Source organism: Burkholderia sp. Bp9143 (assembly GCF_003853645.1).
GTDB lineage: Bacteria > Pseudomonadota > Gammaproteobacteria > Burkholderiales > Burkholderiaceae > Burkholderia.
This window is the reverse complement of sequence record NZ_QTPO01000003.1, coordinates 226,644-238,144: the sequence shown is the minus strand read 5'-3', so window position 1 is coordinate 238,144 and position 11,501 is coordinate 226,644. Positions and strand designations below refer to the sequence as shown.

The following is an 11,501-nucleotide window of genomic DNA, read 5'->3' as shown; positions in this document are numbered from 1 at the left end:
ATGGTCAAGCGCGATGCGAAGCGCGGGCTGGCGTCGCTGTGCATCGGCGGCGGGATGGGCGTCGCGCTCGCGGTCGAACGTCCGTAACCAGTCGTCCGTCACTGCCAAACCAATCCGGGCGCCGGCCGATTGCGGCTTCGGCCGGCGTCACGTGAAGTCAGAGGGGCCTCTGGCGGCTCTCGAAACCAAGAAATGGAGTGAGATTTATGTCTCAGCGAATTGCGTACGTAACGGGCGGGATGGGCGGCATCGGCACCAGCATCTGCCAGCGTCTGTCGAAAGACGGCTTCAAGGTGGTCGCGGGTTGCGGCCCGAACTCGCCGCGCCGGGTGAAATGGGTCGAGGACCAGAAGGCGCTCGGCTACGATTTCATCGCATCGGAAGGCAACGTCGGCGACTGGGAGTCGACCAAGGCGGCATTCGACAAGGTCAAGGCCGAAGTCGGCGAGATCGACGTGCTGGTCAACAACGCGGGCATCACGCGCGACGTCGTGTTCCGCAAGATGACGCATGAAGACTGGACGGCCGTGATCGACACCAACCTGACCAGCCTGTTCAACGTGACGAAGCAGGTGATCGACGGGATGGTCGAGCGCGGTTGGGGCCGGATCATCAACATTTCGTCGGTGAACGGCCAGAAGGGGCAATTCGGCCAGACGAACTACTCGACCGCGAAGGCCGGCATCCACGGTTTCACGATGTCGCTCGCGCAGGAAGTCGCCACGAAGGGCGTGACGGTCAACACCGTGTCGCCCGGCTACATCGGCACCGACATGGTGAAGGCGATCCGTCCGGACGTGCTCGAGAAGATCGTCGCGACGATCCCGGTGCGTCGTCTCGGCGGGCCGGAGGAAATCGGTTCGATCGTCGCGTGGCTCGCGTCGAACGATTCCGGCTTCGCGACGGGCGCCGACTTCTCGCTGAACGGCGGCCTGCACATGGGCTGAACGTCCGGGCTGAGCGGGCCGGCCCGGTCGCGCAGCCTGGCGTTTCCGAAGGCCCCCGCCTCCCGGATCCGGGAGGCGGGGATTTGTCACTTGCGCTACGCTGCACTCAAAGGCGTTACATGACTACTACAAAGAAAACGGCCGAGCGGCTCATCAAGAAGTACCCGAACCGCCGGCTCTACGATACCGAGACGAGCACGTACATCACGCTGACCGACGTCAAGCAGCTCGTGCTGGAACAGGAGGACTTCAAGGTCGTCGATGCGAAATCCAACGAAGACCTGACGCGCAGCATCCTGCTGCAGATCATCCTCGAGGAAGAGAGCGGCGGCGTGCCGATGTTCTCGTCGTCGATGCTGTCGCAGATCATCCGTTTCTACGGTCATGCGATGCAGGGCATGATGGGCACGTACCTGGAAAAGAACATCCAGGCGTTCATCGACATCCAGAACAAGCTCGCGGATCAATCGAAGAACCTCTACGAAGGCAACGCGATGAATCCGGAAGTCTGGTCGCAGTTCATGAACATGCAGGCGCCGATGATGCAAGGGATGATGACGAGCTACATCGAGCAGTCGAAGAACATGTTCGTGCAGATGCAGGAGCAGATGCAGAACCAGGCGAAGTCGATGTTCAGCACGTTCCCGTTCAAGCAACCGGGCACGCCGGAGCCGGAAAAGAAGTAACGCTTGCGCGGCCGGCCGCGGCGGCCCCCGCCGCCGGACGGCCGGCGCCGCGACGTGCGGCGGTGCGATGCGGCCGATCGTGTGCCCGGGCACGACGATGGTCGGCGGCCCGCTGCCGCATGATGTCGCCGACGGTCGTACTTGATCGTCGGCACCGAATGCCTGCGTCCTCGCGTGGAGCGGGCATGACCGTAGGTCTGTCGATCGAATTCCAGTGAGTCAGCGAAACGAGACCGGCAGGTGTTGCGCCTGACGGCGTGCGTTCGTGCCGGCCAGGGCCGGTGCCGTTGCGTCGGGCCGCGCAACGATACGTCGCCGCGAGGCCGGCGCAACTCGCCGGCTTTGCTCAAAGTGCCGGATCGAAATCCTGATGGTCGTCCGCCGGAGGAAGATCGAGCACGAGCTTCACCGCGCAGTAGTTGGCCTTCAGCGAAAACACGCGACCGATCACGAGAAACGTCTGCCGCGAATTCTCGAGCTCGACGAAGTCGCCGGGTTGCGGCACGTGCGCGCCCTGGTCATAGGAAAAGCTGGTGCTGGTCTGCTCGCTGATGGTTTCGGCAGCGTGCTCGGTGAATTCGATCGTGATGTGGGTGGTCATGCGAACCCCGTTGGGTAAGTGAAGAGAGTTGATGCCGCGATTTTCGCATGGCGGCGCGGTGGGGCCGGGGCGATTGTTGGGCGTTGGCCGGGGTAATCGGGGCCGTCGGCTCATCATCGTCGGCGTGAAAGGGCTGGATCAACCGTCCGTGGCGGCTCGATCCGCCCGGGCGCACTGCATATTGGGGGCGCCATCCACGGCATGTCGGCCGCCGGTTTTGCCTCGCTGACCCATAAATAGCTGTAAACTCACGCTTTTGCCGCCACGCCCCCACATTCCAGATGTCCCAGTCCCCCAAAGTAGGCTTCGTATCCCTCGGGTGCCCGAAGGCCCTCGTCGACTCCGAGCAAATCATCACCCAACTGCGCGCCGAAGGTTATGAAATCTCCGGCACCTACGACGGCGCCGACCTCGTCGTCGTCAACACTTGCGGCTTCATCGACGAAGCCGTGCAGGAAAGCCTCGACGCGATCGGCGAAGCGCTGACCGAGAACGGCAAGGTGATCGTCACCGGCTGCCTCGGCGCGAAGTCGAGTGCCAGCGGCTCGAACCTCATCGAGGAAGTCCACCCGAAGGTGCTCGCCGTCACCGGCCCGCACGCGGTGGGCGAAGTGATGCAGGCCGTGCATTCGCACCTGCCGAAGCCGCACGACCCGTTCACCGATCTCGTGCCGGCCGCGGGCATCAAGCTCACGCCGCGTCACTACGCGTACCTGAAGATCTCCGAAGGCTGCAATCACCGCTGCACGTTCTGCATCATCCCGTCGATGCGCGGCGATCTCGTGTCGCGTCCGGTCGCTGAAGTGATGCTCGAGGCGGAGAACCTGTTCAAGTCGGGCGTGAAGGAACTGCTCGTGATCTCGCAGGACACGAGCGCGTACGGCGTCGACGTGAAGTACCGCACGGGCTTCTGGAACGGCAAGCCGATCAAGACGCGCATGACCGACCTGGTCGCCGCGCTCGGCGAACTCGCCGCGCAGTACGGCGCATGGGTGCGCCTGCACTACGTGTATCCGTATCCGAGCGTCGACGAAGTCATTCCGCTGATGGCCGAAGGCCCGTTCAAGGGCCACGTGCTGCCGTATCTCGACGTGCCGTTCCAGCACGCGCATCCGGAAGTCCTGAAGCGCATGAAGCGACCGGCCAACGCAGAGAAGGTGCTCGAGCGCGTGCAGAAGTGGCGCGAGATCTGCCCGGACCTGACGATCCGCAGCACGTTCATCGCCGGCTTCCCCGGCGAGACGGAAGAGCAGTTCGAAACGCTGCTCGACTTCATCCGCGAGGCGGAACTCGATCGCGTCGGCTGCTTTGCGTATTCGCCGGTCGAAGGCGCGACCGCGAACGACCTGGACGGCGCGCTGCCGGACGACGTTCGCGAGGAACGCCGTGCGCGCTTCATGGAAGTCGCCGAGGAAGTGTCGGCGCAGCGCATCCAGCGCAAGGTCGGCAAGACCCTCAAGGTGCTGATCGACGAAGTCAGCGAAGAAGGCGGCATCGGCCGCACGGCGGCGGATGCGCCGGAGATCGACGGCGTCGTCTATGTCGAGCCGGCGACGAAGGCGTCGAAGCGCTACAAGGTCGGCGATTTCGTATCGGTGAAGATCACGGGCGCGGACGGCCACGACCTGTGGGGCGAGGTCTGAGCGATGACCACGGCATTTCCGCAGATCCTCGCGCTCGGCGAGGCGATGATCGAATTCAACCAGTCGCAGCCGGGCCGTCCGGAGTTCCTGCAGGGCTTCGGCGGCGACACGTCGAACTTCTGCATCGCCGCGGCGCGCCAGGGCGCGTCGACGGGCTTCGTGTCCGCGATCGGCGACGATCCGTTCGGCCGCTTGCTGACCGACATGTGGGCGGCGGAGCACGTCGACACGACGTACGTGCGGATCGACCGCACGGCACCGACCGGCGTGTATTTCGTCACGCACGGCGCTGACGGCCACCAGTTCGACTATCTGCGCGCGGGTTCCGCGGCGAGCCGCTACGCGGTGGCGGACCTGCCGCTCGATGCGTTGGCCGCGGCGAAGGCCGTGCACTTGTCGGGCATCAGCCTCGCGATCAGCACGGCCGCGTGCGACGCCGCGTTCGCGGCGATCGACCACGCGCGCAGCAACGGCGCGCAGGTCAGCTTCGACACGAACCTGCGCCTGAAGCTGTGGCCGCTGCCGCGCGCCCGCGCGGTGATGCGCGAAGCGCTGCGCCAGACGGACATCTGCCTGCCGAGCTGGGACGACGTCACGGCGCTCACGGGCGCGAACGATCGCGACGCGATCGTCGATGCGATGCTCGAACACGGGCCGCAGGTCGTCGCGCTGAAGCTCGGCAAGGAAGGCGCGTACGTTGCAACCCCGAACGAACGGCGCGTGGTGCCGGGCTTCGCGGTCGAGGCCGTCGACGCGACGGGCGCGGGCGACTGCTTCGGCGGTGCGTTCGTGGCGCGGATCGTCGCGGGCGACGATCCGTTCACGGCAGCGCGTTATGCAAACGCGGCGGCGGCGCTGTCGACGACGGGCTACGGCGCGGTCGCGCCGATTCCGCACCGCGAGGCGGTGGAACGCCTGATGCAGGGCTGACACGAATCACGCGTGTCGGTCACGCGACGCACCCATTCACGCACCCGGATGACGGGCGACATGAACGGGCGCGAGTGGCATGCGTACCGCAATGGGTGCTTTCGCACTGGCGGTCGTTGTGCGAGCGTGACGATTTGCAATGGCGACGAGCAGCTTATCGCCGCGATTTTCGAGCGAATCTGAAGCAAGGAGCAACACAAGGTGGGTCGATATTCGGAATGGCAACGGGCGCTGGTGATCGCCGGCGCGCTGGCGGCGGGCCTCGCGATGCCGGGCGTCGTCGCTGCCCAGGCCGCCGCGCCGGGCGTGCAGCAGGATGAAGCGGCGCCCGCACGGCCGCTGCGGCCGAACCCGGAATTCGCCCGCCTGCCGCGCTACGAGGGCATGCTCGGCGATCGGCCGATCGTCGTGCATCTCGGCCCGAAGACGGACGAGGAGGGCGTGCACGGCGAATACCAGTTCACGGACACGGGCGAGGTGATCCTGCTCGCCGGCGATCGAGACGGCGACACGCTCGAAATCGAGGAATCGAACGACGGCACGAACATCACGGGCGTGTGGATCGGCCGCTTCGACTCGACGGGTGACCTGAAGGTCGACCGGATGAACTCGGATGAATCGGATCCGCAGCCCGTCGCGCTGCGTCTGGTGCCGGGCAATCGCGCGGCGCTGCAGGTACGCGACGGCCGCGTACAGGAAATCGAGACGGTCGGCGGCATCGTCAACCTTCGCACCGACGACTGAGGATGCGCTGGCTCGGTGCATGCGGCGCGCATTGTACCGGGCCAACCGCGCCGATTTTGGCTAATCTAGCCACATATCCCGCAACCGAACGGCCTTTTTCCCGGCCTCCTGCCCTATGACTGCATCCACTCCGAAGCGCGCACTCCAGACCCGCATCGTTCAACCCGACGACGTCATTCCGGAAGGCTTCCGTTCGTTCGTGCCGCCGGTCGCGCGTGCCTCGACGGTCGTGTTCCCCGATCTCGCGACGATGCGCGCGCTGGTGTGGCACAACGACAACCAGTGGCGCTACGGTCTGCATGCGACCCCGACGTCGCTCGCGCTCGCGCAGCGGCTCGCCGAGATCGAGGGCGGCACGCACGCGCTGCTGCAGCCGTCGGGCCTCTCGGCGATCACGAACGTCTATTTCGGGATCGTGAAGGCGGGCGACGACGTGCTGATCCCGCACAACATCTACGGGCCGAACGCCGATTTCGGCAACTGGCTCGCGAAGGATTTCGGCATCACCGCGCGCTTTTACGATCCGCTCGTCGGCGCTGGCATCGCCGAGCTGATCCAGCCGAACACGCGGCTGATCTGGATCGAGGCGCCGGGTTCGGTGACGATGGAAGTGCCCGACGTGCGCGCGATCACGACGGTCGCGCAAGCGCGCGGCATCGTCACCGCGATCGACAACACGTATTCGGCCGGGCTCGCGTTCAAGCCGTTCGAGCATGGCGTCGACATCTCGGTGCAGGCGCTGACCAAGTATCAGTCGGGCGGCAGCGACGTGCTGATGGGGGCGACGATCACCGCGAATGCCGAACTGCACGCACAACTGAAGCTCGCGCGGATGCGCTGCGGGATCGGCGTGTCGGTCGACGATTGCTCGCTCGTGCTGCGCAGCCTGCCGAGCATGCAGGTGCGCTTCGATGCGCACAGCAAGAGCGCGCTCACGCTCGCGCAATGGCTGAAGGCGCGGCCGGAGATCGCGGCCGTGCTGCATCCGCAACTGGCCGACTGCCCGGGGCACGCGTCGTTCGTGCGCGACTTCACCGGCGCGGGCGGGCTGTTTTCGGTGGTGTTCGACGAACGCTACGCCAGCGAGCAGATCGATTGTTTCGTCGAAGCGCTCGAGCTGTTCGCGATCGGCTGGAGCTGGGGCGGCGCGTGCAGCCTCGCGATGCCTTACGACGTGGCGTCGATGCGGGCGGACTGGCCGCATCGCGGCACGCTGGTGCGCTTCTACATCGGTCTCGAAGACGAAGCCGACCTGCGAGCGGACATCGAGCGTGCGATGCACGCTACGCTCGGCCGATAACGAAACCGCAGCGGAACAACGAAAAAACGCCGGCGCGATGCAACATCGCGCCGGCGTTTTTCATTGGCGGCCCGTGCGGCTCAGAACAGCCGCAGCAGCCCGTCGAGGCCGACGTGGTCGAATGCGACGGTGGCCGCATCGCGCACGACGGGCTTCGCGTGGAACGCGACCGACAGCCCGGCCTCGGCCATCATCTTCAAGTCGTTCGACCCGTCGCCCATCGCGATCGCGCGGCTCGGCTCGAGGCCGAGCGATGCGCAGGTTTCGCGCAGCATGCGCGCCTTCACGTCCGCGTTGACGATTTCGCCGAGCACCTTGCCGGTCAGCTTGCCGTCGACGATCTCGAGCGTGTTCGCGTGCGCGTAGTCGAGGCCGAGGCGCGCCTTCAGGCGCTCGGTGAAGAACGTGAAGCCGCCCGACACGAGCAGCGTCTTCAGGCCCGCTGCCTTCACGCCGGCGAGCATCGTCTCCGCGCCCGGCGACAGCTGCAGCCGTTCCTCGTACACGCGCTCGAGCGCCTGCGCGTCGAGCCCCGCGAGCAGCGCGACGCGGCGCGTGAGGCTTTCGTTGAAGTCGCGGATCTCGCCGCGCATCGACGCTTCGGTGATCTCCGCGACCTGCGTCTTCAGCCCGCAGAAATCGGCGATCTCGTCGATGCATTCGATGGTGATCAGCGTCGAATCCATGTCCATCACGACGAGCCCAAACTCGCCGAGCATACGGCCGGCTTCGACGAAGCCGAAGTCGAGCGCATGGGTGCCGCAATACGCGTCGATGTCGAGACGCTGCGCGGGGTTCGCGTTTTCGATGCGCAGCGCGTGATCGTCGGTCTGCACGATGCGGTTGCCGCGCGACAGCGCGAGCAGCGGTTTGTGATGCGCGTCCGACAGCGGCGCGAGACTCTGGATGACGAGGTTGTGGGTCATGGCGGAATGATTGGAAACTAGTGAAACGCGTGCGCGGCCGGCGTGCGGCCGCCTGCGAACGTGGGCCCCGTCCGGCGTCGGGCCACTGCGTCGCGAACGCGTCATTGTAGCCGGTTGGTATCCGGTCGCGACCGGATCGCCGCGGACGCCCGGCCAGCGCCGCTCACGGGATGGTGTTCATCGTTCGTCCTCGCGATCCCAGTAAGGCGGATCGCCGAAGTGTTCAGCCAGGAACGCGATGAACGCGAGCGTCTTCAGCGGTACGTGCGCGCGGCTCGGGTAGACGGCCCAGATCGCGACGTCGTTCGCGAACGGGTAGTCGTCGAGCACGGTGACGAGCGCGCCGCTCGCGAGCAGCGGGCCGACGTCCCAGGTCGACTTGATCGCGATGCCGAAGCCGTCGACGAGCGCTTCGCGGATCGCCTCGCCGTTGCTCGCGACGAGCCGGCCGCCGACCCGCACGGTGAGCGGGCCCTGCGGCGTGACGAACGACCAGTCGCGCTGGTCGCCGAGGATCACGCATTCGTGCTGCGCGAGGTCGGCCGGATGGCGCGGCGTGCCGTGTTCCGCGAGATACGCGGGCGAGCAGCACAGCACGCGCCGGTTCGCGGCGAGCTTGCGCGCGACCAGCGTCGAATCCTTCAGCGCGCCGAGGCGGATCGCGACGTCGTAGCCTTCGTCGACGAGGTCGACGATCTCGTCGGATAGCCGAAGGTCGAGCGACACGGACGGATAGCGGCGCAGGAACGCCGGAATCACGGGTGCGACGTGCTGGCGGCCGAACGACGACGACATCGACACCTTCAGCCGCCCGTACGGCTCGCTGCGGCCGTGGCCGACCGATGCGCGCGCGGCGTCGGCGGCCGACAGCAGTGCCTCGGCGCGGGCCATGAAGACTTCGCCGTCCTGCGTGAGGCTGATGCGGCGTGTGGTGCGATGCAGCAACCGCGCGCCGAGCTGGCGCTCCAGCTGCGCGATGCGCGCGCTCGCGACCGCGGCCGACACGCCGAACTCGCGCCCGGCCGCGCTCACGTTCGCGAGCAGCGCGGCACGCACGAACAGGCCGACGTCGAGCAGGTCGAGCGGCTTGTCGGGAGCCGGAATCGGATCGGACGTCATTGTTCTGAAATTCCTGAAAATGTTTCAGGAAATATAGCGGTTTTCTCGAAGGATCGGGCCGCCTACGATGGCATGCATGGGGCTGCGCCGCGGCCCGCCCGATTTCCCTGAAGGAGCTTCGTGATGAAAGCCGTTGGATTGACCCGTTACCTGCCGATCGACGACCCGCAGGCGCTGCTCGACGTGGAACTGCCGCAACCGGTGCCGGGCCCGCGCGACCTGCTCGTGAGGGTCGAGGCGATTTCCGTGAATCCGGTCGACACCAAGGTGCGCGCGCCGAAGCCGCAGGTCGAGGAGACGCCGCGCGTGCTCGGCTGGGATGCGGCCGGCACGGTCGTCGCGGTCGGTGCCGAGGTCACGCTGTTCCGGCCCGGCGACGAGGTGTTCTACGCGGGCAGCATCACGCGCCCCGGCGCGAACAGCGAATTCCACGCGGTCGACGAGCGGATTGCCGCGCGCAAGCCGCGCTCGCTCGATTTCGCGGCGTCGGCGGCGTTGCCGCTCACCGCGCTGACCGCGTGGGAGGCGCTGTTCGACCGGCTGCGCGTATCGCCGCAGGGCGCGGACGCGGGCAAGTCGGTGCTGATCATCGGCGGCGCGGGCGGAGTGGGTTCGATCGCGATCCAGCTCGCGAAGACGCTCGCCAGGCTGCACGTGATCGCGACCGCGTCGCGGCCGGCGTCGGCCGAATGGGTGCGCTCGCTCGGTGCGGACGACGTGGTCGATCATTTCGGCGACCTGCCCGCGCAGTTGCGCGACAGCGGCCATCCGAACGTCGACTACGTGCTGATCTTCAACGACACGGACCGTCATTTCCCCGCCGCGGCGGAAGTCGTCCGGCCGCAGGGCGGCATCTGCACGATCGTCGAGAACGGGAAGCCGGTTCCGGTCGAGCTGCTGAAGGCGAAGAGCGCCGCGTTTCACTGGGAATTCATGTTCACGCGCGCGATGTTCGAGACACCGGACATGATCGAGCAGCACAAGATCCTGAGCGAGGTGGCCCGGCTCGTCGACAGCGGCACGCTGCGCACGACGCTCGGCGAACAGCTCGGCACGATCAACGCGGCGAACGTGCGGCGCGCGCACGCGTTGCTCGAGGCCGGGCGCGCGATCGGCAAGCTGGTGCTGAACGGCTTCTGAGCCGGCGTCGCGCGTACGGGATGCCGCGCCACGAACGCAAGCGGGGTAACACCCGATGCGTTTGCGGCGCATTGCATGGCGCTTGGCGGTAGACTGGCAACGCATCATGCATCGAAAACCGCGCGGCACGCGCGTGCCGCCGCATTACAAGGAGGTCAGCATGAGCCAACGCAGCTTGTCAGTCGCCGCATCGTGGTCTGCCGTGTTCGCGGCGGCGTGCGTCAGCGCGAGCGTATTCGCGGCGCCGCCGGTCAAGGGCAGCCTGAAGGGAGGCGGGACAGGGCAGCTCGAATACACCGTCAAGGTCGACTCGAAGACCTTCGGCAATACGCAGGAGACCCGCAAGATCCGCTCGGGCGAAACGGACGACTTCAACTGGAAGTCGGTGCCGCCGGGCGGCGCGGTCGCGATGCCGGACGGTTGCCCGAACGCCGACAACCTGCCGCGCGACGCGAACGGCGCGATGGTGCGCCAGACCCAGGTGCGGCTCGCGCCGTCGGTCGACGCGAAGGGGAACGCGAACGTGCAGATGAGCTTCCAGGCGGCCGCGCCGAAAGGCATGCGCAACGTGAGCGCGGGCGGCAAGTCGCTGCAGTGCCCGGACGTCGTGTCGGTGAGCCAGGTCAAGTGGGTGTCGATGTCGACCAATGGCGGGTCGAAGTCCGTCACGATGAGCGACGGCACCAAGGTGACGGTGTCGATCAAGCACTGAGCGGCGCGCGCGGGTCGGCGAGGCGTCCGGTGCGCGCGCAACCAACGCCGGTGCGTATCCGGCCGATCCGGGCAGGGCCGCGCGTGACGGTTTCGTGGCGCGCGGCTTCAGGCTTTTCCGTTGTTTGATGTTTGACCGCGTCACGTCCGGCGCGCGCCGACGCGGCGGCCATTCGCCCGGCGGCTTGCGTGACGTCATGCGGATGTCACGCTATCCTCCCGGCATCCGCCATCTTCCCTGAACGACATCCCGATGAAACTTCGCCTGCGCGTGCTGCTGTCGGCCGCTGCATTCGTCGCCGCCCATGCGCAGGCGGCCGACGATTGCAGCTTCGTGAAAAAAGTCGAGCTGTCGTCGCGACGGCAGACCGTCGTCGTGTCGAGCGGCGCGCTCGAACCGTGTTCGACCGGCAGCTACGCGGTGCGTGTGTATTCGACCGCGCATGCCGCGCCCGGCTTCGATACGGACGACTACGTGACCGGCGTGCTGCATGCGCGTGACGGTACCGTCGTCGACGCATTCACGGCCGATCTCGGCGCGCGTGAGCCCCAGGCGCTCGTCGTCACGACGCGCTCGGCCGGCAGCGGCGGTTATGTCGGTGCGCAGGCCTATGTGACGACACCGCGCGCGGTGCGGCTCGTCGCGTCGGTCGACGGGCTGGCACCCGACGCCGATGTCACGGCCGCGTTGCGCCAGGCCCTCGGCAAACGCCGCACCGTCCGCTGACCGCACGCGACGCGGCTGCCGTCCGCG

12 protein-coding genes are annotated in these 11,501 nt (G+C 66.9%); 9 read left to right on the top strand and 3 right to left on the bottom strand.

Annotation, left to right across the window (positions count from 1 at the left end; all coding sequences use genetic code 11):
* Window positions 1-206: 206 nt before the first annotated feature.
* Window positions 207-947 carry a 3-ketoacyl-ACP reductase gene (locus DIE23_RS03735; protein WP_124610856.1) on the top strand — a complete coding sequence of 247 codons (741 nt, stop codon included), beginning with the start codon at window positions 207-209 and terminating at the stop codon, window positions 945-947.
* A gap of 119 nt (window positions 948-1,066) precedes the next feature.
* On the top strand, window positions 1,067-1,633 hold the full coding sequence (gene phaR, locus DIE23_RS03730) for a polyhydroxyalkanoate synthesis repressor PhaR (RefSeq protein ID WP_006478701.1): 567 nt from the start codon (window positions 1,067-1,069) through the stop codon (window positions 1,631-1,633).
* Window positions 1,634-1,979: 346 nt separating this feature from the next.
* On the opposite strand, the gene DIE23_RS03725 is transcribed toward phaR, so the two are convergent.
* Entirely contained in the window at window positions 1,980-2,234 is a 255-nt protein-coding gene (locus DIE23_RS03725; RefSeq protein ID WP_124610855.1) for a hypothetical protein, read from the bottom strand.
* A gap of 281 nt (window positions 2,235-2,515) precedes the next feature.
* On the opposite strand from DIE23_RS03725, the gene rimO reads away from it, so the two are divergent.
* From rimO to DIE23_RS03705, 4 genes are all read left to right on the top strand, one after another.
* The gene (gene rimO / locus DIE23_RS03720) at window positions 2,516-3,877 is read left to right on the top strand and encodes a 30S ribosomal protein S12 methylthiotransferase RimO (protein ID WP_124610854.1); all 1,362 of its coding nucleotides are present in this window, start codon (window positions 2,516-2,518) and stop codon (window positions 3,875-3,877) included.
* A gap of 3 nt (window positions 3,878-3,880) precedes the next feature.
* Window positions 3,881-4,807: a sugar kinase gene (locus DIE23_RS03715; RefSeq protein WP_124610853.1), complete on the top strand. Its 927-nt coding sequence runs from the start codon at window positions 3,881-3,883 to the stop codon at window positions 4,805-4,807.
* A gap of 201 nt (window positions 4,808-5,008) precedes the next feature.
* A complete protein-coding gene (locus DIE23_RS03710) occupies window positions 5,009-5,551 on the top strand; it encodes a hypothetical protein (RefSeq protein WP_124610852.1) in 543 nt (180 codons plus the stop codon).
* 115 nt (window positions 5,552-5,666) lie between these two features.
* Window positions 5,667-6,851, top strand: coding sequence for a cystathionine beta-lyase (locus DIE23_RS03705; RefSeq protein WP_124610851.1), 1,185 nt, complete (start codon window positions 5,667-5,669; stop codon window positions 6,849-6,851).
* An 80-nt stretch (window positions 6,852-6,931) separates the two neighbouring features.
* Here the strand turns inward: DIE23_RS03705 and serB are convergent, their stop codons facing one another.
* A complete protein-coding gene (serB, locus tag DIE23_RS03700; RefSeq protein ID WP_124610850.1) occupies window positions 6,932-7,777 on the bottom strand; it encodes a phosphoserine phosphatase SerB in 846 nt (281 codons plus the stop codon).
* Window positions 7,778-7,954: 177 nt separating this feature from the next.
* A complete protein-coding gene (locus DIE23_RS03695) occupies window positions 7,955-8,896 on the bottom strand; it encodes a LysR family transcriptional regulator (RefSeq protein ID WP_124610849.1) in 942 nt (313 codons plus the stop codon).
* Window positions 8,897-9,019: 123 nt separating this feature from the next.
* Between DIE23_RS03695 and DIE23_RS03690 the strand changes: the two genes are divergently transcribed.
* From DIE23_RS03690 to DIE23_RS03680, 3 genes are all read left to right on the top strand, one after another.
* Complete coding sequence (locus tag DIE23_RS03690; protein ID WP_124610848.1) at window positions 9,020-10,036, top strand: zinc-binding alcohol dehydrogenase family protein; 1,017 nt, start codon at window positions 9,020-9,022, stop codon at window positions 10,034-10,036.
* 160 nt (window positions 10,037-10,196) lie between these two features.
* Window positions 10,197-10,748 (top strand): DUF6013 family protein, encoded by a 552-nt coding sequence (locus DIE23_RS03685; protein ID WP_124610847.1) that lies wholly within the window; start codon window positions 10,197-10,199, stop codon window positions 10,746-10,748.
* A 252-nt stretch (window positions 10,749-11,000) separates the two neighbouring features.
* A complete protein-coding gene (locus DIE23_RS03680; protein ID WP_124610846.1) occupies window positions 11,001-11,474 on the top strand; it encodes a PliI family lysozyme inhibitor of I-type lysozyme in 474 nt (157 codons plus the stop codon).
* Window positions 11,475-11,501 lie beyond the last annotated feature (27 nt).